This window comes from Haloarcula sp. CBA1131 (assembly GCF_008728975.1).
Taxonomy (GTDB): Archaea; Halobacteriota; Halobacteria; order Halobacteriales; family Haloarculaceae; genus Haloarcula; species Haloarcula hispanica.
In genome coordinates this window covers 1-26,375 of the sequence record NZ_RPCY01000003.1, presented here as the reverse complement: position 1 = coordinate 26,375, position 26,375 = coordinate 1, and the positions used below count along the sequence as shown (strand labels likewise).

19 protein-coding genes and 2 pseudogenes are annotated in these 26,375 nt (G+C 54.4%); 11 read left to right on the top strand and 10 right to left on the bottom strand.

What is annotated here, in order from left to right; translation table 11 throughout:
• The first annotated feature begins 248 nt into the window (after positions 1 to 248).
• On the top strand, positions 249 to 506 hold the full coding sequence (locus Har1131_RS17315; RefSeq protein ID WP_151147672.1) for a hypothetical protein: 258 nt from the start codon (positions 249 to 251) through the stop codon (positions 504 to 506).
• Here Har1131_RS17315 and Har1131_RS22760 read toward each other — a convergent pair.
• From Har1131_RS22760 to Har1131_RS17285, 6 genes are all read right to left on the bottom strand, one after another.
• Positions 503 to 838 carry a restriction endonuclease gene (locus tag Har1131_RS22760; RefSeq protein WP_151147669.1) on the bottom strand — a complete coding sequence of 112 codons (336 nt, stop codon included), beginning with the start codon at positions 836 to 838 and terminating at the stop codon, positions 503 to 505. The two genes, Har1131_RS17315 and Har1131_RS22760, sit on opposite strands and share 4 nt — an antisense overlap.
• Entirely contained in the window at positions 813 to 2,924 is a 2,112-nt protein-coding gene (locus tag Har1131_RS17305; RefSeq protein WP_151147666.1) for a DUF5797 family protein, read from the bottom strand. Before Har1131_RS17305 ends, Har1131_RS22760 begins: the two co-directional genes overlap by 26 nt.
• Positions 2,925 to 3,133: 209 nt before the next feature.
• Complete coding sequence (locus Har1131_RS17300) at positions 3,134 to 3,979, bottom strand: phosphatidylserine/phosphatidylglycerophosphate/cardiolipin synthase family protein (RefSeq protein WP_151147663.1); 846 nt, start codon at positions 3,977 to 3,979, stop codon at positions 3,134 to 3,136.
• On the bottom strand, positions 3,966 to 5,762 hold the full coding sequence (locus Har1131_RS17295) for a hypothetical protein (protein ID WP_151147660.1): 1,797 nt from the start codon (positions 5,760 to 5,762) through the stop codon (positions 3,966 to 3,968). Before Har1131_RS17295 ends, Har1131_RS17300 begins: the two co-directional genes overlap by 14 nt.
• Before the next feature lie 2 nt (positions 5,763 to 5,764).
• Positions 5,765 to 8,962 (bottom strand): DEAD/DEAH box helicase family protein, encoded by a 3,198-nt coding sequence (locus Har1131_RS17290; RefSeq protein WP_191907497.1) that lies wholly within the window; start codon positions 8,960 to 8,962, stop codon positions 5,765 to 5,767.
• 97 nt (positions 8,963 to 9,059) lie between these two features.
• Positions 9,060 to 11,237, bottom strand: a complete 2,178-nt coding sequence (locus Har1131_RS17285) for a DrmE family protein (protein WP_151147654.1) — start codon at positions 11,235 to 11,237, stop codon at positions 9,060 to 9,062.
• Between the two features lie 143 nt (positions 11,238 to 11,380).
• Between Har1131_RS17285 and Har1131_RS17280 the strand changes: the two genes are divergently transcribed.
• A complete protein-coding gene (locus tag Har1131_RS17280; RefSeq protein WP_151147651.1) occupies positions 11,381 to 13,960 on the top strand; it encodes a hypothetical protein in 2,580 nt (859 codons plus the stop codon).
• An 80-nt stretch (positions 13,961 to 14,040) separates the two neighbouring features.
• A complete protein-coding gene (locus Har1131_RS17275; protein WP_151147648.1) occupies positions 14,041 to 14,778 on the top strand; it encodes a hypothetical protein in 738 nt (245 codons plus the stop codon).
• Between the two features lie 120 nt (positions 14,779 to 14,898).
• On the opposite strand, the pseudogene Har1131_RS17270 reads toward Har1131_RS17275, so the two are convergent.
• From Har1131_RS17270 to Har1131_RS22230, 3 genes and pseudogenes are all read right to left on the bottom strand, one after another.
• Positions 14,899 to 15,384, bottom strand: a pseudogene (locus tag Har1131_RS17270) (DUF6339 family protein).
• Positions 15,385 to 15,592: 208 nt separating this feature from the next.
• Complete coding sequence (locus Har1131_RS22235) at positions 15,593 to 16,132, bottom strand: hypothetical protein (RefSeq protein WP_225308167.1); 540 nt, start codon at positions 16,130 to 16,132, stop codon at positions 15,593 to 15,595.
• Positions 16,133 to 16,153: 21 nt separating this feature from the next.
• Positions 16,154 to 16,624 carry a hypothetical protein gene (locus Har1131_RS22230; protein WP_225308166.1) on the bottom strand — a complete coding sequence of 157 codons (471 nt, stop codon included), beginning with the start codon at positions 16,622 to 16,624 and terminating at the stop codon, positions 16,154 to 16,156.
• Positions 16,625 to 17,254: 630 nt separating this feature from the next.
• Between Har1131_RS22230 and Har1131_RS17260 the strand changes: the two genes are divergently transcribed.
• The 6 genes from Har1131_RS17260 to Har1131_RS17235 all read left to right on the top strand — a co-directional run bounded on the left by Har1131_RS17260 (position 17,255) and on the right by Har1131_RS17235 (position 22,548).
• Positions 17,255 to 18,292: a hypothetical protein gene (locus Har1131_RS17260; protein WP_151147645.1), complete on the top strand. Its 1,038-nt coding sequence runs from the start codon at positions 17,255 to 17,257 to the stop codon at positions 18,290 to 18,292.
• Between the two features lie 435 nt (positions 18,293 to 18,727).
• Positions 18,728 to 19,600: a hypothetical protein gene (locus Har1131_RS17255; protein WP_151147642.1), complete on the top strand. Its 873-nt coding sequence runs from the start codon at positions 18,728 to 18,730 to the stop codon at positions 19,598 to 19,600.
• Positions 19,601 to 19,720: 120 nt separating this feature from the next.
• On the top strand, positions 19,721 to 19,984 hold the full coding sequence (locus Har1131_RS17250; RefSeq protein WP_151147640.1) for a hypothetical protein: 264 nt from the start codon (positions 19,721 to 19,723) through the stop codon (positions 19,982 to 19,984).
• A gap of 130 nt (positions 19,985 to 20,114) precedes the next feature.
• Positions 20,115 to 20,663 (top strand): hypothetical protein, encoded by a 549-nt coding sequence (locus Har1131_RS17245; RefSeq protein ID WP_151147637.1) that lies wholly within the window; start codon positions 20,115 to 20,117, stop codon positions 20,661 to 20,663.
• Between the two features lie 97 nt (positions 20,664 to 20,760).
• Positions 20,761 to 21,720, top strand: a complete 960-nt coding sequence (locus Har1131_RS17240; protein ID WP_151147634.1) for an ArdC-like ssDNA-binding domain-containing protein — start codon at positions 20,761 to 20,763, stop codon at positions 21,718 to 21,720.
• Between the two features lie 75 nt (positions 21,721 to 21,795).
• Positions 21,796 to 22,548: a hypothetical protein gene (locus Har1131_RS17235; protein ID WP_191907496.1), complete on the top strand. Its 753-nt coding sequence runs from the start codon at positions 21,796 to 21,798 to the stop codon at positions 22,546 to 22,548.
• On the opposite strand, the gene Har1131_RS17230 is transcribed toward Har1131_RS17235, so the two are convergent.
• Entirely contained in the window at positions 22,513 to 23,397 is an 885-nt protein-coding gene (locus Har1131_RS17230; RefSeq protein ID WP_151147835.1) for an HNH endonuclease, read from the bottom strand. The genes Har1131_RS17235 and Har1131_RS17230 overlap by 36 nt on opposite strands.
• Positions 23,398 to 23,497: 100 nt before the next feature.
• Between Har1131_RS17230 and Har1131_RS17225 the strand changes: the two genes are divergently transcribed.
• A complete protein-coding gene (locus tag Har1131_RS17225; protein ID WP_151147631.1) occupies positions 23,498 to 24,439 on the top strand; it encodes a DUF6610 family protein in 942 nt (313 codons plus the stop codon).
• Between the two features lie 1,219 nt (positions 24,440 to 25,658).
• A pseudogene (locus Har1131_RS17220) lies at positions 25,659 to 26,338 on the top strand (hypothetical protein).
• Positions 26,339 to 26,375 lie beyond the last annotated feature (37 nt).

The following is a 26,375-nucleotide window of genomic DNA, read 5'->3' as shown; positions in this document are numbered from 1 at the left end:
AAAAGAACAGTTACCAATCGCTCGCCTCTTCGTACTATATTTTCGCGTACCAACCGAAGGAGTACTTCGGCGATGCAGATATCGATTACAACACCTCTTGGGATGGTTGGTATCTTGCAGTTGTCGTCCCTGCATTACACAACGAGCTCTACATCCAGCTGAACACCTATCTCAGCAAGGATGATACTGCAAGAACGTTCTTCAACCAATATTCGGAGCAGATCGCAAATCTTGTCGAAGAAAACGACATGGAGGTCCATGCATCTGCGAATAGCCTGCACTCTGAAAAGGAACCAACCTACCATACAGATCCTGAAGAGATCAGCAGGTTAATTGAGAACGAAGGCGGCAAAGGCCAGTTCAAGCGGTTTCGTATCGGTTGGGGGGTAGACACGGATAAATCAGCCGAGGACATCGTCAGGGCCGCGGCGGAAAAGATAACAGATCTTCACGAGATCTTCTACGGTGGTGTTGAACGGCGGACGGAGTATCCAGAGGTTGCTTAGAGGGGAGAGCACCTTTCGCGCGTCCAATCGAGAGTGCCGGTTTTCGATAAATTAAAACATGCGAAGGATGAGCACGAGTTCATTCTGGAAGGTGCTCGTTTTTCCGAAAACAAATTTCCTGTCCTCTCACCGTTCCATGTCTCGATTCCTAATTCGTCTGCTGCTGCACGAGCAGAATTGGTAAAAAACGACGACGAGGTGAATACCATCCTGTCCGCACTGATATGGTGTGCAGTAGTTGCAAAGCGGTGAACTGCGTCTTCACCGACCCAATTGTTCTCCTTCCGAACTTCGATTCTGCCCGTTCTAAGACTGTTCTTCCACGAGGTCACGACCGTGACCGGTCGGGACGATCAATTGCTCTTCGTTGCGGCGGTAATACTCAGAGAGATTCGACGCGAGGTACTGGTAGACTTCCTTCCCAGATGTTAGTCCCCATTCGTCTCGGAGTTCACTGTTTTTCGTCGGAGATAATCTCACCAAGTCCTCTAGCCGATACAAGTCTTCGGACGAAAGCCCATCTGGAAGGTTGACGGTATCTTCGTCTTTCGGTTGATCATGGTCGTCCTCAGGACCGTCTTGTTCGTCTGGATACGATGGATCTGGCCCGTTATCGTCGGGTTCGGCGTCACTCAGTCCGTGCACCTCTGGCGTCGGGATTCGATGGTCCGGTAGTCCTGTGAATTCTCTGTATCGCTCCATCGCAGCATCCACATGGTCCTTGATGGTCCCGTGCATCCAGTCTGAATAGGTGAAGATCACCGTCTCGTCCACACGTGGGTGGCAATAGAGTGACGCGTGTCCCGGTCGCTGGAGGCCGCAGAAAACCAGTGTCTCGACTGGTGGGATGTCTCGTACGGTGTCCTGGTTGACGACACGCAAGTGCTCGTCCAATAGTTCCGCGTCGACACCACTCTCGTCGTAGAGGGCCTCACTGAGCAGTTCGCCGGTTTTCTTCGAGCCGTTGAATACGGCGACACTGTCGCCCTCCTGAACAGACTCGTCGATTGTAGCGACGATCTCATCGAACATCGGACAGCTGTCCCACAAGAAATCTCGAAGTGCTTCGACGGCCTTCGTCGACTCGAGTAACGAGCCACCACCGCCATCTATCCGATGGTCGCGTAACTCTTCGAGATACTCGGCCGACGTCTTTGGGAGGTATATTTCGCCTTCGAGGGAGCGTTCTTCTATCTTTTCGTCGTAGATACGTAACGGGAGAGCGAGCCGTTCGAAGAACATCTGTGCGTTGAATACCTTGTTCGCGGCACCGTAGTATTCTACGTCTCTGAACGTGTGAAACTGGTCGAACAGAAGTTTCAGTTCGTCCGTGATACTCCGGGCCTCCACGGACGAAACGACGATATCTGCTGGATCTGTGTATCCGAGAAGGTCGGTGCTCGTCGGTGGGAACGGTGGATCCAGTTCCTCGTCATCGTCGGGGAAGTATCCCGACAACGAAGTCGAATGCGTCATCTCGATCGAATCTCGCGAGCCTGTAACGGCCGATAGAGTCTCTGGTGTCGGTCGTATCAAGGTGGAATATAGACCTTCTGGTGGCTGGTACGCAGGAGCACCGTTCTGTTCGATTTTGGTCAGCGGACTAGAGAGACGAACCACGGGAGTATTAGGATGGTTTGCCGTGAGCTTCTCGATATCGGCATCGTCGTCTGCCCGCTTTCGAGAGATGTGGTTAAGAATTATCGCATTTAGACCGTTTAGATCGTGGAAGTCGTCGAGATTCTTACTCAAGACCAAGCAGGTGTTCGAAGGCGTCTCATCGTGGGTTTTGATGACTCCGTCTGAGACGTACCCGGTAGGAAAGACTTCTGGGAGAGGTTTCACCGAATCACTGCCATCGGAGGTTCGTGAAAGGCCGTACCGTTCGTACTCTTCTCGAATATCTCCTTTTTCGCCCCAGTGTGTCTGTGTTCCTGGCGAGTAGAGTCCGACGTTACCATCTATAGCAGGGTGTAACAACAATTCGACCGCGACAGGGATCACAGCCCGAGGATCGAATCCTGGGAAACAAATATCGAGCGGCTCCTGTGCAGTGATTTCGGTGGAGAGACCGTTGAGAAGCTCGTGCTCTACAGGTCCTCGATTTGCGGGGATCCAGCTGTCAGCAGCTTTGTACCAGATCGCCCTCGTCAAGTCTTCGGCAGCTCGAAAGTACGACTCTATATCGACGACACTGGCAGTTCCTTTGTTCGCTCCGTATCGGGTCGTCGAGAAGTCGTCGACTCGGAGGTAATGAACGTCACCTGGGTCTCCCTGGTCGACGTCTAATTTGGCCCCACCCGTCAAGACGATCGGGTCCCCGTCGTCTGACTCTCGTACCAACCCGAGAAGATAGTCGCCCGGGGTAAATACCCCGGCATCTTCGGACGCTATAAAGAATTGGCTCGGTTTGCTCATATTGTATTTTGATAGGTCGTATCGGACTATCCTGTGTAGAGTTCCAGGAACATAGTGTCTGAGTAACTGAGCTCGCGTGTGGATATTCCCCAATATCTCTATTAATAACTTATGTAACGTGAATACTAGTTTATATATAAGGTTGTGATTATCAGCAAATTGAATTTTACCGAGAGATGGGCCGTATCGATTAACAAAGTGATGGGTGCTCAAACACGAACGAACTCGTCGTCGCGTAACTCGACTCTGTGGAGGTATCTCGATTCACGCAGTTCGTCGGCAAAATTGACGAACTGACTGACCGTATCGTCGCGGAATATCACCCCGACTTCGAGATTGTCGTGCAGGCCTCTATGGGTGAGATTAGCCGTTCCGAGATACGCCCGTTCCCGATCGACGATAGTCATCTTGGTATGTATGGTCGCAGTACTCTCTTCTTCGGGGTTGATGTACTCGTATAGTTCTAATTCTCCGCCGAGTGCTTGACGTTCCGAAGACACTTCTCTAACGAACTCACGACTATCCTCGTCAGAGCCGTACGTGAGGTACCGAGTGACGAGTGTCACCGTTACACCTCTATCCAAGGCGTTGACGACGGGACGGACAACGTTTCCAAACGCTTGCTCGGTGAAGAATGGATTCAAGATGAGGATCTCCTCCTGAGCACTCGCGATAAGCTCTACCAGGCGGACGACTAAACTCCCCAGAGACTTCCCGATATCCGGATTGTCTCCTTGAGGAACGTTGACGACGACGTCGTTCTCCGGACGGCGACCGGTGGCGACAGCCGTTTTCGCGGCTCCAGATGCGATATCGAGACGTTCTCTGTCCAGCCCTTCGTCGGTCACTATATTCGCCTGTTCCATACTGTAGAGGAGGGACCGACTGTCAGAGTGGGAAAGAGCCTGTTGGAACATCTCTGCGAGTTCCTCAGGTGTGACTTCGGCGTTCCCAGATGCCTCTAAGTACTCCATGGCTGCCACAACCGCATCTACATCGTCTGTCGACGTGCTAACGTCGACGAGATGGTCGACTACCGTGCTAAGATCCGACATTCGTGCCGTCCTCGGCCACTTGGATGTCCAGATAGCCTTTTTCGATATCGCCGTCGTCGAATTTCCCACCGTACAGCGTCGACCGACTCAGATTGTGGTTGCCGTTATCGCAGGAGATGTTAGATATAAACAGACAGTCTTCACAGGCGGCGTTCTCCTCTTCTTCACAGACTGGGTCGTAGATGCACACTTCTGCGTCGCTGTTGATGTAATCGACGAATCGAAGGAACCGATCTTCGACCAGCGTGTGCATCGCGCCGAGACTGAAGTCTGTATCGGACCGTTTGTAGATAACGAAGCTGAGCGTGTGTGGCAGGAGATACTCGACGAGGCTGTCTTTCGAGTATCCAGAGAGAGCGTCTATGGCAGACATCACCGTATGAGACATCGTGTGGAGGAGCGTCAGCGTGTGCCGCGCGATCTCGGAGTCGTCGTCTGGATCTACTTCTTCGTAGTACGGATACTCGCGCAGATTTCGTAAGAACCACTTATCGAGATCCTCGTCTGGCCACTCGTTGACGATCCCATTCTCCTGCAGCCATTTGAACACGCTTTCGGAGTCGAGAGTGAACATCACCGCCTCTTCTTCGGCAGTCTGTGCGAACATCCGGTCGTTTCCGTTCTTGCCGTGGAACGTGTTGAGCCGAGAGTCCTCGTTTGGACCCGGGTTGAGTCGCGAGTACCCATACACGACCGTAGTGATGGGGAAGTCCGAGATCATCCGCACAGAGTCGATGTTCAAAGTGTTTCTCGCGTCTTTGTACTGGTCGACGACAGCAGGATCGAGATCTTTCCGACTCTTGGCCTCTTCTTGGAGCTGTTCGAGTGACGTCGCGTCGATATCTGCGTTCTTGACGAGCGACTCGAATTCGAATACCTCTTCGCTCACCGCTCGTCTACGGCGGTCGTCGAACGTGTCTTCGACCCACTCCATAGCCTCTTCCCGTTCCTGTTGGCGCTCTTCGTTTACCTCCTCTTTCTTGTCCAGATATTCTTCTTCGGTAACGCCGAGTGCGTCGAGGACGTCTTGGTCGACATCGAGTTCGGTTTCGTCGGACTGCGTAGCCTGGTCTTGATCTAACAGATAATCTACGATCTTCTGCTTTTGGAACTCGTCGCTTCGGGCTATCGAGTTGAGGTCTTGGTCTTCTACGTTGACGAAACTAGCCTTCTGAGGGTAGAAAGTCGTAGAGGAGGAGTGGACTTTGATTCGCTGACGATCGCCACAGAATCGACAGTTGTCGAGTGCCGTGTAGGCATCACCGATATAATCCCCACACTCTGGACACTCCCAATACGAGTCCGACATCTGTGAAGTCGGGCGTCGGAAGCGCGGATACGAATGTCCACAAGAGCAGTAGGGGACTGGGACTGAATCTAACGCGCCACAAGTACACACGGTGACGAACTGGAGCTGTTCCGTGTCGTCGAACTCTTTGCCACAGTGTCCACATCTCGGTGAGGAACCCGATTTGATATCGTCCTCACTGAACTCTGTACAGGCGCCACAACTCCGACATTCGAAGACTCTCGGGAAGATATCGAAGGAGGCCCCGTCGGGTGAGACGAGATCCACGTTGTCCGGCCGCAGAGGGACGTCGTTGGGCCACTGCTCAACGTACGGTCGGATTCGCCGGAGCAGGTAGCCCTTCGGAAGGTCGCTCACCTTCGACTTGCGGTCTTCGTATATCCACCCGATACGGCCGATCGTCCCGTTCCGCGAGTGATTGAACGTATCGTCTGGGAGGAAGTTGAACAGTAGCTGAGACTTCTTTCGTTCCATGGTTAGTTACCTCCCACCATGTCGTTGTAGAACTGTATCTCGCTCGTATCAGGCGATATCTCGACCTGTTCGCCGATGTCTCGTAGACTGATCATAGGCTCTTCTTTGATCGTCGTATAGGATCTCTGTCGAAGTTTTTTGAGCCAGTAATCCCAGTAGGACTCTGTCTTTTCTGCGATGCGTTTGTCGAAGTACTCGTCGTTACGTTTGTGGAGCCCATAGGATCGTTCTAACAGCCGTTCGTACTCTTCCCGATTGAATTCGGGATACTGGTCGGGGGCCGATATCACGTCTTCGAGTTGACTCGAGCTTTGGACGTTTATTCCGTATTCACGATGCATGATCGGCCGGAAATACTGCATCAAGAGCGCCTCGTACACCCCTGGGAAGGTTTTCTCCAAACTGAACTTCGACCAGCGGTCGATAGAGACCGCATCGACCGATCGACGAAGGTACTCGTGGGACTTCTCGAAGTACTTGTAGCGGTGTTTGTCTCGCTCGTCGTACGGTCGGAACACGTCGACGACAGTCCCCGGGACTTTTCGGCCGACGCGGGCACTGGATTGGATGTATTGGAACGTCTCTGACGGGAACCCGAAGAAGAACATCATATTGAACCGATCGACGTCGATACCGTGGCCGATGAAACTCGTAGCGCCCACAGTGTCGACCCGGTCTTCGAAGTCGCCATCTGGATCCTGAAGTTCGTCAAGGACGTCCGTCGATTCCACGTCGGCAGTCAGTTGTTGGGTAGAGAGGTTGCTTTCGTACCCGTCGTTTTCCATTTCTTTGTTTATCTGGTTCTCCATACTCCGAAGGAACCGATCTTTCTCGGTCTTTCTCAGGAAGTAGACCACACTGAGTTCGTAATAATCCAGGATATCGTAGAGAACGTCTTCATCGATATCGACACTCTCGAGACCGGTCTCACGGACATCTCGAATCGTCTGGTGGTACTTTTTGACCAGGTCCAAGACGGCGTATATGTGGGTCTTGTTGACCGGAGTGATACCGATATATCGGCGTTCGGGGTCGTCCTCGTCGACGTAGCCGTAGAAAGATTCCTTCAGCGTCGGACCCTCCTCTGGGAACCGATTTGCATCTTTGAGGAACAGGTTATCCATATGCTGTTCGTAATCTGCGATCGTCGCTGTAGACGTGATCACCTTGGGCTCGGAGTTGTCGTCCGATAGTTGCCGGCACAGCTCCTGGTAGAGAGTCTCGTATTGGCCTGCGAAGACACCCAACTCCTCGTTTAGCAAGTGAACCTCGTCTACGAGGTGGAGAGACGGTATCGGGTCGTAGAGGTCTGGTTCGACGTCTTCGAGCTTTGAATCGTCGGAACAATTCAGTGTACTACTCTCGGGGCATTTTCCAGCGTAGCCCAGACCATGGTCCTCACACTTCGAAGTGAAGTTTCCGAGCAAGTTGGTGAACCGCGGATTCGCTCCTGCGATGGAGATCTTGTCGAGAGTTCCCAAGAGGACGGATGGAATCTCTCGGTAGATGTCGTGATCGGTCACGTAGAGAGGTAACCGGTCGACATCGCACTCCTCGTCGGTGCAGAAGTGGTACACCTTGTTCACATCAGCATCGAATTCGACGTCGACGGTGCCCCCACACTCCGGACATTCGGTGACGACCCGGCATTGGTCTCTGAGGGCGTTCTGGTCTTTTTGAAACGTCGACCAGTAGTTGTTCCGGCCGCTGTCTGCGATACTGTTCGGGGTATCGTGACTTCCGACGAAGTAACCGACACTGAACGGTTCACCGACATCTAACTCCTGTTCGCGAATTTTGTTCGCCTCGTGTAAGATAGAGAGGAAGCGATCTTTCTGCTGTTTACCGAGCAGTCTGAGCGGGAAGCGGATCCAAGCAGTCACTCCTCGCTCCTTCCCGCGAATCCGGTCGAATAGAAGGCTGAAGACGATGAGTCCGAGGTACGCTTCCGTTTTGCCACCACCAGTAGGGAACCAAAGCACTTCGGCCTCGTCGTCAGCATCACTCTCGAATCGCGGGTACTCCCTTGAAACGATGGATCCGATATTGGAGACGATGAAGATTATCTGGAACGGATACCAGGCATCCATCTCCGTGTCCTGGTTACGGAATGCACGATTCATCAGCAGGAACGCCTTCCGAGCGTCCTCTTCAGACTGAAGTATCTCGATACCGTCGCGGAATCGGTCGATTTCGTCTTTGAACTTTGCTGCCGATTCTTCGAACTGCTTTAGTTCTTCGTTGGAGAGGTCACTGGCGATCTTTCGTTGTCTCTCTCCGACCCACTTCGAGTGATACGTGTTCATCTCGTCCTCGAGACCCACGAGAGCATCTAAGAAGAGATCGCCATCGGAGAGCTTCTCTAACCGAGTATACTCCATATGCTCTTCCCGTTGTTTGAATCGCTTCGACTGATATTCTGGGACAGCCGTGGTCTCTATCCATCCTTCCCGTACAGTTTCGTTCCTGCCGGCTGGGTCGAGACCACTGTCGTCTGTTGAACAGTTTTCACCTTTCCCCCAGATCTTCCGATCGTATCGGAACTCTTCCGGAATAAGACTCAGCGAGTAGTGGTTGAAGACACCTTCGAGGCCTATTGTAGGATTGAAAACGTACATATCTGCCTCTCCGTCGGTATCCTCGTCAGATTCGTTGTACAGCCGGAGAGACATCTCGTCGTTCCGCTCGTCTATTTCGAATTCGAGCTCCCAGTGGGGCGGATCGATGTCGTCTTCCGACAACCTATCTCGATATTCCTGGAACTGGTCCGGGTCCGAGAGGTCCACATCTGTATCCTCCGGCCGGTCCAAAACGAGAATGTCCTCCTCGGAAAATTCTTCCACGAGATTCTCGAGTTGCTCGCCTATGTCTTCGGTGATATCGGAACTGGCGTCCTCGTACCAGGGGTCATTTTCCGTTCCGACTGCCTTCGTGTCTATCTCGGTTTCGTATTCGAACTCCACTCTACGGTAGAAAGACGAATCGGTTCGAAAACTCCGACCAGAATCTCCGTTACTCCCGGTTTCGAGCTCCTCGTATTCGGAACGAAGCGGGAACGACGGCAGATAGATTTCGAACGAGACAGTGAGATCCAGGTAGCGTTCTTGCTGGTCTGGCTTGACTTTTAGCCCGATGAGATTTGGACGTGACTCGGTGAAGGGACCTTCTTCGCCAGACGCCTTGGGGGCGAGACTCGACAAGAAATAACTGTTCTGTGGCTCGTCGAAGGCGCAATAATCTGTATATCTCCCACGCACCTTCTTCAGAGTCCGGTCCATCAACTCCCGGTTAGTTTTGTCAAACTGATTTTGTGTCGGACACATGTTTTATGTCGATTTTATCTCCTATGTTGTTAAGTTGACTGCCGATACCGCTCTCGAATCGTGCTTCTTTCTTCGGATCTATCTCTGCCTCGACAATTCTGTGAACTCGTCTTCCGATGCGTCGATGGAGAGTGCGAATATATCTCATCGCTTCGTGAATGTCTTTGGATGCACCTTCAGATCCAGGGCGTGCGATCTCCAGAATCAAGTGAACGTCTTCGTGGCTACGCGGTCCGAGCGTGTCCCCCTCTGCCCAGGATTCGATGGTTGCGGTTGTCTGTAAGTCGGATCCTCTCTCCTGCAACTCGTGCAGTATTTCGTCGGTAGTATAATCCGAGTCGAGCGCTTCGTTGAGAATCTCTCGCCAGCGTTCTATCAGCATCTCGCGTTGTTGTATCGACTCTTTCTGGTGCTGGTGCTCGGTTATAATCTCGTACAAGTCGGTAGCCGCTTCACCGAGAATGACCACTTTGTCACCCGGACGCAAGTCTCGTGCACGACGACGACGAACCGTGTCTGCGTCCGGGTCGAGAATAGTCATCATCGACCGAGGGGTAGTCTCTTGGGTACTTCCGTCGCTAAATTCGATCTCGATATTTTCTATCGCTGACCCCTCTGACCCTCGCCCCTCAGAGTGGCTATCGCCGTCGGTCGTCGCCAACGATCGAGCGACGTCCACCTCGATCTCCGAACGTGAGAACTCGACGGTATCCGGCCGACCGATCTCTTCACTATCTTCGACACGAACGACTTCACTCGTGGCACCAGAATCGTCGCCATCTGTGTCCGCCCCATCACTCGTCAACTCGTTTTCCACGACGTTTTTGAGAAACGGATAGACCAGAAACTCCACATCGGTAGAGGGTGGAAACTCGTAGAGAGGGTGGTTGAACCCAGGGAGGTTGACGAATACGTGCTTGGTGTCCGGACGTGGGTTGACCTCCGCCTTCGTCACCAGTTCGACGTTGTCGCCGATATCGACATCGTCCAAAAATAAACCTCGCTCGATAGCGTCTCGGTGCATCTGATTTCTGGCGACGAAGACGGTTGTTTCAGCGGTTTCGGTCGCCTCTTCTACTCTGTTCTTTAGCACTCTCTTTTTCGGATTCTGTTTCTCTAACTCGGCACGGAGGTCGTCGGCGAGCCTCCAATACTCGTCGAGCCTCCCAGTGACGGTCTCTTCGGCTCTGTTACGAGCCTCCTGCAGCCCTTCGATCAGGCGCGATGTAGAGCTATAGTAAAAATTCTCTTTGACTTGTTCGTCGTAAACAGATGGTTCGACCGCAAGCTCCACCAGTAGGTTGTTGATTTCGGGAACCGCGTACAGGTCAGGAGCTGCATTTTGCAGGCCCTGTCGCGCCTCGTACAAATCGTCGAACAACTCTTCTAGATCACCGGGATCGACACTCGTAATAGAGATATCGACCCCCTGGTTGACGATGAACTCTTCCGTACGAGCCCGTGATGGATTCTCGCCGAGTGACTCGGTCTCGGTCTCCGCTATCGTCGACCGAGAGACTTCGAGTTCTTCGTTGACCGTTTCCGCGACGTTCGCCGTAGCGAAGTTCCGTTCGTCGGAGTAGTACACGACGGTCGTGACTCGATTACGACGCGTGAATGCTTCGAACTCTGCGACGTTGTTCTGCCAGAGATCTTTCCGGAGATCGACGAACATTAGACCGATCTCCATATCTTTTTCAGACGATCCCAACACCGACTCGTCGGTCACTCGATAGACCGTGTTTCCACCCTCGAAGTCAGCTAAGTCACTGATATTACGCTTGTCGACGATACTTTCACCAGAAACAATATCGCTGTAACTGAAGGACTCGATATCGCCGATATAGCCTTGTTTCGGGAAGAGAAGCAGCGGGTTCCCCGTCGATTGAGCATCCCCTGAACCGGTCCTGGTATCAGCAACGAACGTGTAAGACGCTGCTATTAGTGCTGGGACGAGTGAATAGCTGAAAGGGTTGATGATAAGCAGGTCTTGTTCGTTCTCTAGGAGAGCCAGTGTCTTCTCGATGAGCGCTTTGTCGGTCTGGCCCATATCGACCACTTGGTCGTTGTGTTCTATCCAGCCCTCGAAGAATCCCGCGAGGAATTCGCGGCCTTCACACCTTTCTGCGAGCCTCGGGATAGAGTCGCCCATCTGTAAAAAAATTAAAATCAGGTTAGATATATCTTCCGCCGATTTTGCAGGTAGAGTACGTACCGATACTAATCTGGTACGATTACGCTACATATCATAATATTTGGGTGGAATTTATATATTGGACTCTATTCCTGTGGAGTATGTCGCCCGCCGATGCCTCGGATTGTGGCCACGAGACGGAGACCGACGGCGCGGAGTTAGCGTGCGGGCGTACGGTCGACGACGAAGATGAAAAGTGCGTGTTTCACCGCCCTCAGAGCGCCAAGACCGACGAAGAAATTCTAGAGGAGTTCGTCGACGAGATCCAAGATGCCCCGGATGGCCGCCCCGTCGTCAGTAAAGAGAAACGGCCCTGTTTTGCGGGTGCAAAATTTGGTACGATACAGTTTGAAGACACCCAACTTGCGGCGAACTGTTCGTTTCCCCTTGACCTTCGTGAAGTCGATGCCAGAGAAATATCGCTCAAATCCTCGGAAGTCGTTCGAACATTAGATCTCTCGGGGTCGAACGTAGAGGGTGATGTCGTGGTCGAAAATTCGGTATTCGATTCAGAGCTCATCTGTGACGACATCGATATTTCTGGGAGCTTAGACCTTAGCAAAGCAGAATTCGATCGTCCAGTTTCCTTGGTAGACGTCACAGTCGATGGGGATCTGATTTTGGACGGAGCGACGTTCCACAACGGGATAAACTGTAACGAAGTTGATGTAGGGGGTAACCTGAGCCTCAAGGAAGCCGAATTCGGCGACAAAGTATCGTTCGAGGGTGCTGAAGTCTTCGGGGACGTCTCTATGAGTGATACTACCTTCCGTGAGGGGATTTGTATACACGATGCAGAATTGGCCGAGCTAGGGGGATTCGACGAGGTCGTGGATTTCTCCGGGGCAGACATCTACGGACCAGTGACCATCGCAGACTCCGATATCCACAATCCCCTCCAGTTGAAAGACGTTCACTTGGATGACAAGCTTGCGATAGAGGACTCAGACATAGTTGGAGATATCATCGTTGAGTCGTCTAATCTTGAAGATGTCGACATCGAGTACGTCGAAGTTTCTGTACTCAAGATAGATTCGAGCAACACACACGATGTGCGTCTCTTCGATCTCGAAGCCGAGTCTATCGAATTCGTTCAAACTTCGATCGAAGGTGAACTTCATCTCGAGAGCGACGAGCTCGATAGATATCTTCTGCTCAAGGAAATCATGACGAACCAACAGGTCGAACTGAACGACGTCACCGTCGGTGGTCGGTTGCAACTGTTGGGGTCTCGGTTCAATGCGAGAGTCAAATGTGAGAAGCTTACGATAGGTGGGCCCTTGTCGGCCGACAACACGAGATTCGAGAGTGAGTTTATGGTAGAGAAAGGGCAACCTGGTTCCGAAATCAATCTGAGTGAAGCGACATTTAATGGAAGCTTGAAACTTCGGAATTTCATTGTCGACGAGATCTATCTGTCCGACGCTCAAGTCAGAGGAGGCTGTTTCATGGAAGACCTTTTTCTAAAAAATGGCTCGCTCAGGCTTCAAGATGCTGATTTCTTGAGTGGCTGTTCTTTGGAGAATGTGCGGACAATAACACGGATAGATGCATCGGGAGTCCGCTTCACCGAGAGTCTCTCTATCGAGAGAGGAAGAGCCCGGGTTGGGATTTCATTAGCCGAAGCGACGATAGAAGAAGAGCTGCTGATCGAAGATGTCGAAACACCCGGAGCGAAAGCGATAGAACTGGATCTTGCAGGAGCAGACATCGCCTCTGGGAAGATTGAGCGTACTGGCGACTCTCTGTACGACACCGATCTCACTCGGACGAAGCTCGGGGACGTCTCGTTCGAGAGTGACGACGGCGAACTATACGGACATCTCCGTTGTCAGGGGACCCAGTTTTCGGGATTCGAATTCTCGGACTATCAGGCCGAATTGAAACAAGAAGAATGGAAGATTCACGATCCGGTCATAGACGACGCCATACCTACCGTTGAACAGTCCCCACCTATCGACTCGGCCATATTTAGAGCGATCTGGTTCTTCATGGGGCCTATCAACTCCATGTATAAAACTATGACAGCTGGTCGGAAACTCGCTGCCAATGAAGAGCTGTCCGTCGAAAAGACTGATTCAGAACGAGAGGGTGACGGGCCACGAAAGGACGGGAAGGAACATGGAGACTCGGCGAGGGATAACCGTAATCAGGTGACAGACGACCCTCGCTTGGGGGACGAAAAGACGTTCACGCCGCCAGCCACCAGATCTGATGTCGAAGATTTACAGACGACGTATCTGAAAGCGAAAAACGGAGCTAATCAAGTTGGTGCGAAGAAAATCGCGTCCGAATTCTTCCGTCGCGAAATGCATTATAGACAGATCCTGCACGCAGCAGAGCAGTCCGGCTCTAGGTCCTTGGGATGGGTAAGGTGGCTCGAGAACGCGACACTGCGCCTCACAGCCGGATACGGTGAACGCCCACTTCGGGCTATCGGGTCGTTGTTGGTCACGATATTCGTATTCGCATTGATATACTTACTCGTACAACCGGCGTCAGTAGATGGTCCTCTGGATGCGCTGCTCGTCAGTATCGGTTCGTTCGCTACACTGATATTTTCCACCACACCACAGCTTTCGTCTCAAGTTGGACAAACTATCGCGATGATCGAAGGAGTATTCGGCGCGATATTCGCTGCGCTGTTGGTATTCACACTAACGCGATCCGTTCACAGATAGCCGAGGTCCGACTGGCTAGTCCAACCAGCACCAAACCTTTCACGCTTCCAAATTAAGCACCCTTGCATACCGACTTTGATATGCCAGGTGAAGATTCGCCTCCCCGGACCGAGCATCACAGTAATCTCCCGCCCGACATGCGTGAAGACGACGAAGATAGCCGGCATCAGACTCGGGAGTGTCGGGTCTGTGAAACGACCATCAGCGACCCACTCCCGAATCAATACGAATGTCTCGAGTGTGAAGATTTGAAAGAGAGGCTTGGAGGTGGTGGTTCAAACATCGTCGAGACAGACTCGGAGGGACCAGAGGACCCCTCTATTTTACCAGACAACGAGGCTGTGAACGGTGGTGGTGTGGGGAGCGAAGCGTCACTGCAACGAGCGATAGACGCCTCCGATCTTCCCCCTCTCGAAATGAAGCCGTCTAACAAGGAGATAATTCTAGAGAGGATCGACGGGGCAGGGAACGAAGAGAAGTTCCGAACCCTCCACATAGAAGGGGAGTACGAGCCATTCTACAGTGAGGACGACTACGACGAGTCATTCGAGATCGCTGTGCGTGGTTACCTGAGCATCGTCGCATTCTATACGAGACTCAGTGTACTTCACATGGAGTCGTTCTATCGGTCCTCAGCCCTCTACGATTCAGATTTCTGGAACGGATGGACACGATTGGAACTGTTAGAAGATGCCGTAGACTTCCAAGCCCAGAGAGATGAAGGATGGCGAATCTACGGGAGCGAAGACACATTCGAAGAGCGGTTAGCACGATCCAAGTCCCGACTGAAACTTTTAGAGCGGCAGATAGACCGATAAGCCTGCACAAGCGTATCGAGTTGGTACCTGCTTAATCGAACGTTCGAGACGGAGCGGCCGATGGGCGAGCCGTCCACTACCTGGGATAGACTGGAGCTGAATCTGGTTCTTCGGACTCGCCTAATCGATATCCGCTACGATTCGAGCGATCATCTCACGGGCCTCGTCCTCGGAGAGTCCCTCGAGCTGGACGTTCGTCAGGGCGTGGTTGAACCTTCGAGTCGCTTCGTCTATCACACTCGAGGGCTCGTCTGCGAGAACGTCACAGACTGCGACGACAGCTGGCTGGTACCGAGCGAACCACCTGTCGAACACCTTGTTGACGATCGTCTGATTGCCGAACACGTCCTCCGTGAGACTGTAATCGTCTCCGTCGGCGGTCAACTTGGCGATCCACCACAGTCGGTGAATCGCGTTCGAATACAGGTCCGATCCAGCGCCCAGGAATTTCTACCGCATCGCCTCTTCGGAGAGATACTTCCACCGATACCGGACGAACTCGGGATAGCGTTTCACTGCTAGCCAATGCCACATCCCAGGGTCTCCGGCAGTACGAGGTGTGATGTCCAGACACTGATGGACTCCTCTGGCCAGTTCGCCGTCCATCGCCGTATCGTACTCTGAATACTCCTGCAATACGGTGTCTACAGCGACATCCAGTGACTGTAGATCGGCCGTAGGATTCCCTGACATCGGCTCCACGTGTTCTGCGAGCTCTGCCTCGTCTATCGAAGCCTCGTCTTTGAGGAACTTCTCCCCGACGAGTCGTCTGCCGTCTTCGTGCAATCGGTATAATGGCTCTTCTGTGGTCATCTTAGATCCTGAGGCCCTCCTCCATCAGGTTGATCAGTTGTGTCCGTGGGTCGATATACTCCTGGAGCTCGCGGTCGATCAGTTCCATCAAATGTGATATCGAGTCAGTCCCTTCGAGATCGGACCGCAACTCGTGTTTCGCCTCTTCGAGGTCGTCGACATCGTACAGATTTCGCGCGAACGTCTCCAAAACCGTCTCCTGCCACTCGTGCTCTGTTTCGCCCTCTTCGTCGATCGCACTCCCAGTACGCAATATCAGCTGAGTCCAGATTCCGTAGCTGATCTGGTCGAGGATGACGTCACGCATCCGTGCCTCGGCACCTACAGACCCACGGCTCTGGAGGACATCGGTGATACGCGGGTGATCCGAGTTTAGCCACAGCTTCGGTCGGGATTCGTTCCGGAAGTCCAGATAGTAGAGCTTGTCGCCACCAGGAAGATGTGATGCTCGGGAGAAACTGATCTCCTCGCCGTCGATCGCTGGTGGTTGCTCACCAGGGGGTCTGTCGATAATGGCTCTGTAGATATCGCCACTCGCCACTCGGAAGTTCTTCTTCGTCGCTTAACGACCCTCACCAGATCTGTCTTCGGTGCGAACTAAGTACGGTCGGAGTTCGACGGTGCCTCTGATATCCTCTTTGTACAGGACGATGGCCACTTCGTGTTCCCCTGGTTCGGCTACGGGGTCGGCGAGTATCTTCCGATCTCTGTAGATAGTCTCGTGGCAGCGAAGAGTGACGTAGAGCTTTGCAGGTGGGTTCTGGCGCTCCTCCTCCGGAAAGACGTTTTCGATAGTCTCTTCGGGTACTTTGAGGCTCCCGTACAGGACGACTTTTTCCCAGTCTGATGGCTCCTCACCGTCCTCTGGCTCGAGAGCAGACACCAAGTCGATATCTTTCTGCCCAGCCTTGAGATCTAGGTCTACTGGTTTCTTGCCGTCGACGGAATAACCCTCCAGGTCGAAGTCGAGCCCGGATTCTCTGTACGCGAATGGGAGTGCTGTACTCCGATGGCGTTGTGAGCGTCTCGTCACGATTCATCCACCTCGGAAGCTTGCAATTCGGCTCGAATCTCGAGTTCTGTCTCACCGATATCTCCTCGTAATATCTGCTGATTTGTAGAACAGACGGTGACGGTATTTTAATCCGACCAGGCCAGTCAGTGAAACAAGTCTCCCAGGAAGGTAGTGCTTTGTACAGACCCGCGAGAAGGCGGATCAGTTATTTACTCAGAAGCCACCGTACAAAGGGTTCCTGACCAACACTGATGCCCGTGTGTCAGCAACAGACTGTGACTCATGACGACAGCACCGAACTCTAGGAGTTTGGTGAAAGCACGATAGGGGAGTACGGAGAGTGGAACGCAGGTGGAGGGGAAACGGGGCACGTTGGAGGGCAGCGGGTCGAGCACTTAGCGCTCGCCAACACTGGGGGTCAGTTGGGGAGTGATGGGGCAAGCGTGTCGGATACTTTTCGGGGACCGCCTCCGACCGGCGGCTACCTGCACATACTGGCCAGTGGATAATCAAGCCCCACAGAGTGTTTCTGACTCTGAAACACTCCTTCTGGGTCGGCTCTTACCAAGCACAGCGAAACAGCCGAATTCCTCTCTGTATTGACCGTGAGCCAGTCCAAAATTTTGTGTTCCTCTGGCGGGTGAGAGGATGACTGACCTTTCACTCGGTACGTTCGGAGACGGAGACAGCGCCGACGACGACCTCGATCCCGATGCTGCAAGCATCGCCCGATGCGCGACGACGTGTCGCGCTCCTGACCGCGACGATACCAGTTGGGCAGCCCCGGACGAGGACTGGGGGCTGACAACACAGCGGCCGGCGTCGTCGATCAACACGTCGGCTGGTCGAGCAACCAAACAGCAAACCCGGTGGGTCGTTGATGGGGACGTCGGAGACTACGTTGAGCAGTACGCAACTGGTGACCTCCTGCAAATCCCAAACACGTACGACGACTTCAGTTCAGTCGACACTCGAGTCACATTCGTCGACGGGCTCGCTGACAGCTACGGGTACGGCATTGACGCACAGGCTCTTGAAAAGGAATTCCGAGTCCTCACTGGCGGTGGCCGATACACTGCGTCGCAATATACTGCCATCCCGTGCGGGAAACAGCCGTGGATTCTGACGGGTCCAGAAGGGACGCTCTTGTGCAGCTGTATGCTCGTTGAGCGGCCGGAGAATCCATACACGAGGGAGCTTCGGACGCCAGAGACGACCCTGCAGATCGAGGAACAGAACCAAACAGTCCGCACGGGAGCCGCTGAGTTTACCCACCTGCTATCCGACGCTCTCGGTGTCGATATCGAGAGCGTAGAGTACGCAACAGTACGCGGGCAAACCCAGCACTCGTTCGTCGGCGAGGAGGATGAGTTCACGATCAAAGCCAGTGACTTAGCACAACTGCATGGGTTGACGAATGACCCATCCGTCATCCAGGGGACAGTCAGCCGTGGAGTCCAGCCCCCAAACGGTGGCGACCCAATCTCGGTTGAGTGGGACGGGCCGGAGCATCCGGTTGGATATCTCGACGAGGGAGATGTAGTCGCCGGCTACGAGTTTGCGTGGGAACAACCCGAGGAGTCGCTGGAAGACGTTGCAGTCGTTCGCGAGTACTGGATAACACAGAACTACTCGCGATGGACGGTCGACTACAATACTCATCGCCTCGCGTCGGTGGTCCCCTGACCGGCCGTTGTGAATACGGCGAACATATTCATGACGGCAGCAGTCAACAGAAATCGGACAAGCAGGATTCGGTATAAGACATTAGCTTCGCAAGGCTGATATGGAATCCATATCCGGCATACGTATGACAGATGAAGCCACGCTCCGTAACCTCCGTTCAATCCGCACAGCACTCGTCGCTATGGCGGTATCAATCCTCACAGCCGGACTCATCATCGCTGACGAAGATGGATTAGGATTTCCTCTATTTATTATCACACTACTCATCTGCGCCTATGCGTTTGTGTCCCCGTTCCTTCGCGGTCGATAAGCACGCTTCCAGAGCAGTTGTTTCACCCCCTCTGATGGATACAGAATCGTATTCACACCAAACGTGCCATCGACGCCGCCAACGGCTCATTTTGTGTACCCTCCGGCAAGTGGAGGGAAATCGAAATGTCACAGTCCACAGCGACCAGTAGCACCGAAGCAGCAACCACAGACGCCGAAACGAGCGTGCCAGAGACGCCGCCGGACGGTGACGCAGAACTCGACACTGCGGACCTCCTGTCGCTCGATGCCCCGCAGCATCTTCGGATCAGCGGCGAGGTCCAGTTGTTTGAGCGGATCTTCGCGGCGGCTGGCACGGTCACGGACAAGACGCGGATAGGAATTACAGAGTCGGGAATCGCCATCCGGGCGGCTGACCTGCAGGGACACGCGATGGTCGACTTGCGTGTTTCTGGGAGTTCGTTCACCTCCTTCGATGCAGGGAGGGGAACGTTGGGGGTGGACGTCAGACGAGTTCGCGATGCACTCTCGGTCGGCGATGCAGGCGACCTTGCACAGTTCGCACTCGATGCGGCAAACAGCACACTAGAAATCAACATCGACGGGATAACGCGCACCATCGAGCTTGATGCGGTTGAATCGCTCCGCTACCCTGTCGAGATGCCAGAGATAGACATCCCGGCAACTGTCCACCTGAGTCCAGACGACATATCGCTTGGTCTTGACGCAGCAGATATGCTTGCCGACCGGTTTGATCTCACCGTTGACTCTGATGCCGGAGAAGTGCGGTTTGCCGCAGACGGCGACACTGACAGCATGACCTACCGGTGGGACGACACCGATCTCATCGCCTTCGAGCCTGCGGATGTCGCAGTGAAACTTGACTCGTCGCTGGTCAAATCGGCAAACGCTGGCCTGCCAGACGGCACGAATCGGGTTCTACATATCGGAAACGGGGTGCCGCTCGTGCTGAAATCCGAGTTCCCGGACGCTGATGGAGCGATACAATTCGTGATCGCGCCGAAGCTCCCGAACTGACTCAGCTTCGAGCGTTTTGCAGAAACGGTGGTGTGTCTTAACCAACAGTGACCGCCATACTTTCGGACTGTTGGTTAGCGCTGATTTTGTGTCTCCCCGGTCGGGTGAGGGATTTCCTCTATGGACCCGACCGAAACAGTTCCAGACTACGAGCGCTTCGAGCGCGAACAGATCGCACAGGACCGTGACCGGCAGCGTCCCGATACCGTCGAGATCGACGAGCCACGAGGGCGTGAGGTCGTTACCAGTCTACTCAATGAGGGTGTGGTCGAATCCGTCCCAGAACAAAACGTCTTGCAGCACGTTCCGTCCGGGCAGTGTTTTGATTCCGACATGGCGCTGGTGTACTTCCACAAGGGCTGGGAGGCTAGAGGCGCGGAGTAGCCAACTCGCAGACTAACCAACACAGTACCCCACATTCCACTCGGTGTTGGTTAGCGTCAGGACCTCTTCTCTGACGCGGCGTATGGGCGCGTCCCGAGAGTTGATACCCTATCGGAATTTTCCCAAGCGTATGGACCGCACTGACTGGCCGACACCCGGCCCGAACGAGCCTGTCCCGGCATGGGACGAGTACCGACAGCTGCGCGAGGCTGTCCACGACTACCTCGATCACGAGCCAGAGGACCCAAGGTGGGATGACATCTGGCGGGCGCTCGGCGCGATCATGGGCGAGTACCAGCGCGATGCGTTTGCCCAATCCTTCGACCTCGATGAGACTGCCGAGACAGCCTGCATACGCCGTCTCATCACGGGCGACGACGAGTGCCCGCACTCGCCGCTTGACGCCGACACCGACCCAAACGGACCGCCTCACAGCCCGCCAGCAGACGACCACTCGACGCTCTGGCTTGACGATGGCGAGCCGGCGTTGTACTCGATGCACGTCTATCCGGGGAATATCGAGCGATTGGATTCCACAGAGCCGCCCCACAATCTCTGGTTCGACGTCTTCGAGTTTGCCGCCGAGTGGGGACTAGAGGTCTCGATTCTCGCAAAGTCGTGGTACAACCTTGGCTCTGCTATCCACGTCGTCTTCTACCCGCCGGAGCGGTACAGGTAGCCACCTCACCTCGCTCTCGCTCAGTCAGCCAGTCGATTTTGTGACCCCCAGTGGAGGTGCGGGGGCGTGCCCGAGAGTGCGTCCCGAAGATAGACCGATGTCAACGATACAGTCAGAGACTCCAGAGCAGTCCAGCCAACAGACCACTTGCACCTTCGACGATTCGGACTCCCGGGACGAGGAGATGCGCGACCAACTCGATGCGTGGGTCGAGGATCTTGCCGACCTCACCGACGAAGCGCAGACCAGTGAGCAGTTCCAGCAGTGGCTCGATGTGCAGAGCAAGTTCCACGATTACTCGGCCCGGAACACGCTACTCATCAAGCTCCAGTGTCCCGAAGCAACGCGAGTCGCCGGCTACAATACGTGGCAGAATGAGTTCGACCGCTACGTCCAGCAAGGCGAGGATGCGATCTGGATCTGGGCTCCGATCATCACGAAGAAGTGCCCCGAATGCGGCAATTCGCCGTCGTATCACGAGAACACGGATTGCGAGTACGATGAAACGGACCCCGAGCAGTGGCGTCGGGGACTGGTCGGGTTCCGGCCAACGTCGGTGTTCGATATCTCTCAGACCGAGGGCGAACCGCTTCCCGAACTGGAGACAGAAGCTCACGGCGACCCGGATGGACTTGTCGAGAACCTCTTGGACGCCACCGACGAGATCGGCGTCGACGCAAGAATCGTCACTCCGGAAGAGTGGGAGCATGGGTCTGCACGGGGTGTCTGCCAGCGTCGGAGCGTGATGACCACGAATCCGATGATCGAAGCGGTTGACCGGGAGAATCGGGCCGCCCTCGCGAGTACACTGATTCACGAGTTCGCCCATGCGGAGCTTCACTTCAATGTCGAGGATGAGGCGGAGCGGTCGAAACGTGAGGTCGAGGCTGAGGCAGTCGCCTACGTGGTCAGTCGTCACTTTGGGCTGGACCCCGACAACTCGGCGTTCTACTTGGCGGCGTGGGACGGCGACGCACCAGAGACGCTGCGGGACCGGCTGGACCGTATCTCGTCGACTGCGGCGGATCTGATCGACGCCGTCGAAGGTGACAGCTGAGCAGTCGGTCGTGCTTTTCCAGACGTGCTTGAGAGCCGTATTTTGTGACTCCCCTGATGGGCGAGGGAGTCGAATATGCGTTCCACAGCAGCGTCAGGTGGCAGTCCTGTCGGACAGTTCTTGAGTGTCTTAGCTGACTTGCGTGACCAGATCGGAGGGCCGTACTACCTCGGAGACGTGACCGGGCGATTGGACTGGCCCGACCGAGGAGTGTACTTTTTCTTCTCGCCAGCAAGCGACCTTCGCGCAACGACAGCGGTCGACTGGCGACTCTCGCGGATCGGCACCGTCGGCGTCAGTACCGGCTCGTCGAACACGCTCTGGAATCGACTCAGACAACATCGTGGGAATGTTCGAGGGAAGTACGCCGGCGGTGGCAACCATCGCGGTTCGATTTTTCGCTTGCACGTTGGACGGGCGCTGATCGAGAAGCACGGCTGGCGCGACGAGTATCCTCACTGGGGCGAACCGAATCCCGATGAGGAAACAACGACTGTTCGCGAGCAGGAACACGAACTTGAACAGCGCGTGTCGGAGTACATCCGGGATCTGCCGTTTCTCTGGGTTGACGTTCCGGGCAAGCCCGGCCCAGAGTGTGACAGAGCCGAGATTGAGTCAAATACCATCGCGATGGTGTCGCATCATCGTCGATCCGCAGGACCATCGGACCTCGATTGGCTTGGATACCACTCGCCGAAATCTGAGGTGTATCAGTCTGGGCTGTGGAACGTGCGGCACGTCTCCGACTCGTTCGATCCGTCGGTCGTGGACCAGTTATCAGAGTATATTTCGTCAACGGAAGCGCTGGACCACCAGTCGCGGATCTGAAGGAAGGTTCCGCAGCGAGAACTCAGTGCGCTCGGTTATGAGTCCGTAGGCAATCCCAGCCAGTGGCGCAACCACGGGAATCCACGCCAACGGAGACATGAGCAGTTCCGTCGAGATAGACTCCCAGACGGCAGCGTACATCAAAACAACGCAGACGGATGCAATGGCTGTCGACAGCCGCCACCGGACTCCCGCTACGAGCCCGGCCAGTGGGAGGCCATAGAACGCTACATCACCCGCAAGCGAGGACAGGAAATAGGAGATACCAAACGCACAGAAGTATGTCAGAAACATCGCTGTGCCTCCTACCGACGCAACGAATAGCCGTCGCCATCCAACACGCTCGTCGGTGTCGTCCTGGTCGGACTGCTCGTCGCTGTCCTCGGTCGTCGTGGTGACTGCAAGAGGACTCCTCGACTGTGTCTCGACGTGGCTGGCTTCCAGCCGGGAGACACCACGAGACTGCCCGTTGCCCTCCGTTTCGCCCTCGACTTCCTCAGTGATCGGGACTTCGCTCTGCAACGCAAGCACTCTGTGGGAGTCTGCTTCTGGACTGCTTGCTGGCTCTTGGTTCGCTGACGCTGGCAGGTTCAGGCGTCCCGTCTGCTTGATGTCTTCTTCGCAGGTAGAACACACTGTCAGCAGGTTCGTGGTCTTGTTTGTCCCGCCGTTCTCGGCGGGGATTCGTCGCACGACTTCCAAATCCTCCGCAGGGAACCGCGTCCCGCAGTTGGTGCAAGTGTTGTTGTCCAACTGCTTCCGGAAGACGATCCGGTACGCCCAGTCTGGTGGGTACTCGCCCCGGTAGCTGTCAGGGTCGTCGTACTGCGATTCGATACCTTCCTTCATTCTCCTCGACATTTCTTCCCGTCTCCGTATTTAAAGCGCGGGGTCGTTTTGTGCCGCGCCTGCCAGCTGGGCGCGCCGGTCGGTGCGCTCGGTGTTTTCCATGTCTTCTGAGGCGCGACACTCTTGGTCAGCGGCGGCTGTCGGCGATGCACAGCAGGCTGAGTACATCGGGTTCCTCCATCGCGAGCCCTTCGTAATCGATGCTTACCGGCTTGGATTCGCCGTCGGCGTTCGCGAGGACTACACCTACCAGTCCTCGCTGCGGAACGTCGACGTCCCGATTGAGATTCTAGACAACGACTTCCGGAATCCAGACTTGGACCGGTACATTGAGCGCTTCGAGCGATGCGAGCCGTCGGTCGGGATGCTCGGCGATGCATACGACCAGCAGGAAGCGCGACGGTACAACCAAGCCGCACGGGAGCTGAAACGGAAGTTTCCAGGGACAGAGGTCATCATCGTCCCGAAGTGCCGCGACGCAATCGATGTGATCGACGAAGATATTGTCTTGGGATACCCGATGGGATATTCTGACCAGACAGCCGAGGAGTACACGGACATCGTGGACTGGCGGGGGCGGCGCGTGCATCTGCTGGGGGCAAGTCCGACGAAGCAGTATCCGGTGATCGAGGAACTATCACAGCCGCGTGTGACCGGTGAGGAACCAGCCGATATCGTTGGCGTCGACTGGAACGGGATTCATCTTGCGGCGCTTCACGGCGAGTACTTCTCACCACACGGCTACGGGAGTGCGGACCACCTCTCGATCCGGGAGACGGTTCGAGAGAGTTTGAGACACATCCGGTCATACTGGAAATCGCGGGGTGTGTGGCCGACCGTGGAGAAAGACCGGACCCCGCTAACAGCGGAACCGATGGACCCCGTCTGGGCTGCTGACGGTTCGAGAGCAACTGTAAATGGCCTTGAGGATGCTATTGTCGTCGAGTATGAGAACGGACAGACGCTCGCGTATCGGAGCCAACACGAGAGAGACAGAGTGGAATACCGGGCAGGACTCACTCCCATCGAGGTCTACGGCTAGGAGAGCTACTGCCAGTGAGGCTTTTACTGAACTCAGTGAAACAGTGCTGCCAGCGTTATATCATAACTACTGCTGATGAATACAGGGCGCGAGCCTTGCACTTACCGGTTCCTGAATCACGAGAAATCGAATCGCTCAGGACAGGTGTTCCAGTGTCCACTTGCGGCCTTAGCTCAAAACCTAAGTTTCCGGAGCCAGCCAGAAGAGGCGAGAACGTACAGTAGACATTTATTATCTATGTGGTCGTGTTCCCGATATTTCCAACCTAGATAAGACAAATATTACGTATGAGTGCACTATATCTCAGTATAACTTGATTTCTCAACTTATTCCCGATCTGGATCGGCATGACAAGTTTGCGTTCCTTCTATCGGTCTACCGTGCAACTTACTATTCTCATAATTTGACATTCATCATAGTGTCCGTATTAGGTGCACTGACTATACTACCTCCATTACTCGAAGCGCGCACTGGAGTTGAATCGACAACTGCGTTAGTCGGTGTCTCAATCGCGTTTTTCTTGGCAACGACCCTGATCTCAAAGTGGGCTGAAGGCTGGTTTTTGGACCGAATCAAGGCCAGAAACCCTGGGAACGGTGGACCTCACATTCGCCATGCAAGTGTAGCGTGGAACGGATTACATATACTATGGGGTGCGCTGTTGGTTTACTATTTCGCGTTTGGGGCAGTAGTGCCGGGTGTTGTCAACTCAACGGTTAATACGGACGTGCTACTCTCTGGGTCTGGAGGCTACATGACTGCAGGACTTCTCATTCAAAGATTAGCTGCTACGATTTTATATTCAGCACTAGTCATTTGGGCGGTAGCAGCTATTTGCCGGGGTATTAGTGTGCTGTATTATAACCTGAGGCTCTAATATGATTGCTAAGAGTTGTCTAAAGGGCCTCTCAGCCTCTCAGATTCAGATGGCTGAAATTACTCCTTTGTCTTAGTTTCTGAATATTGCAGTTGAAATTTTTTCAATTCCAGAAGTTCTGTAGGAGATAGCCATTTGAGATATTCGCTTACGTCGCTCGCGACGACGAAGCAGTGAGCGTTCCAATGTCCGACTGATTGTCGTTCTGTGGACAGGCCAACGCCCAGAGCGACCTGAAACGGTGGTCGTCGGGCTGACACCTCGTATTTAACCAACACTCATCGCTTCTGTTGGTTAACACGCTGTGTCGGACGATTTTCTGTTCCTCTGTCGGGTGAGAGGATGACAGAAACTGATCCGACTCAGACGCAGGACGGACAGCCAGATCAGCAAGCCGGCTTCGACTTCAGCAAGCCCAGTCAAGAGCACGAGATCGAGGTGTCGTATTCGTGGGGGTATGTCGACACCATCTACATGGACGATGACGGTGAACTCGTCCGCTCACAGGATACCGACGGCTACTATCGCAACGACGAATCGTTCGAGTGCACCTGTGGAGAGACATTCGGTTGCGAGAGCAAAGCAAAATCCCACATCCGAAGCGAGAGCTTCCGAGGCCCGCCGGTGCCGGTCGCCGGCCATCCAGAAGCATTGCGTTGGGACAACGAGCCGATGACCGACTTTGGAGAGAATGTGGAATTCATTCCAGATGTAACGAACACCGCCGCCAAAGTTGTCGAGGGGGCTGACTACCTGATCGCAACGGCCCGGACAACACTGACGCCACCAGCGGACCACGAGTTCGACAGCTGGGACCCACTGCAATCTGGCCGCCTGTCGAACCACAACGGCGACTCACTGTTCTCGGCGCGGATCTTGTCGAAGGCTATCGCGACGCTTTCACCCGGTCACCAGTACGTTCCAGACCGCTACACCATCTACTTCCGGGGGCACACAGCACTGTACTTGGAGGGGCCGAGGGCGGCATCATCATTGCTGAACGACTCCCCGGCCTCGACTGAGACGGCGGTTTTCTGTTCCTCTGGCGGGTGCAAGGAT

Bases quoted from the DNA above. Each gene is read 5' to 3' on its own strand.
- Har1131_RS17295 (WP_151147660.1), bottom strand. From the start codon at position 5,762: ATGGAACGAAAGAAGTCTCAGCTACTGTTCAACTTCCTCCCAGACGAT.
- Har1131_RS17300 (WP_151147663.1), bottom strand. From the start codon at position 3,979: ATGTCGGATCTTAGCACGGTAGTCGACCATCTCGTCGACGTTAGCACG.
- Har1131_RS17245 (WP_151147637.1), top strand. From the start codon at position 20,115: ATGGACCGCACTGACTGGCCGACACCCGGCCCGAACGAGCCTGTCCCG.
- Har1131_RS17240 (WP_151147634.1), top strand. From the start codon at position 20,761: ATGTCAACGATACAGTCAGAGACTCCAGAGCAGTCCAGCCAACAGACC.
- Har1131_RS17235 (WP_191907496.1), top strand. From the start codon at position 21,796: ATGCGTTCCACAGCAGCGTCAGGTGGCAGTCCTGTCGGACAGTTCTTG.
- Har1131_RS17285 (WP_151147654.1), bottom strand. From the start codon at position 11,237: ATGGGCGACTCTATCCCGAGGCTCGCAGAAAGGTGTGAAGGCCGCGAA.
- Har1131_RS17260 (WP_151147645.1), top strand. From the start codon at position 17,255: ATGACTGACCTTTCACTCGGTACGTTCGGAGACGGAGACAGCGCCGAC.
- Har1131_RS17315 (WP_151147672.1), top strand. From the start codon at position 249: ATGGAGGTCCATGCATCTGCGAATAGCCTGCACTCTGAAAAGGAACCA.
- Har1131_RS17280 (WP_151147651.1), top strand. From the start codon at position 11,381: ATGTCGCCCGCCGATGCCTCGGATTGTGGCCACGAGACGGAGACCGAC.
- Har1131_RS17305 (WP_151147666.1), bottom strand. From the start codon at position 2,924: ATGAGCAAACCGAGCCAATTCTTTATAGCGTCCGAAGATGCCGGGGTA.
- Har1131_RS17250 (WP_151147640.1), top strand. From the start codon at position 19,721: ATGGACCCGACCGAAACAGTTCCAGACTACGAGCGCTTCGAGCGCGAA.
- Har1131_RS17255 (WP_151147642.1), top strand. From the start codon at position 18,728: ATGTCACAGTCCACAGCGACCAGTAGCACCGAAGCAGCAACCACAGAC.
- Har1131_RS17230 (WP_151147835.1), bottom strand. From the start codon at position 23,397: ATGAAGGAAGGTATCGAATCGCAGTACGACGACCCTGACAGCTACCGG.
- Har1131_RS17225 (WP_151147631.1), top strand. From the start codon at position 23,498: ATGTCTTCTGAGGCGCGACACTCTTGGTCAGCGGCGGCTGTCGGCGAT.
- Har1131_RS17275 (WP_151147648.1), top strand. From the start codon at position 14,041: ATGCCAGGTGAAGATTCGCCTCCCCGGACCGAGCATCACAGTAATCTC.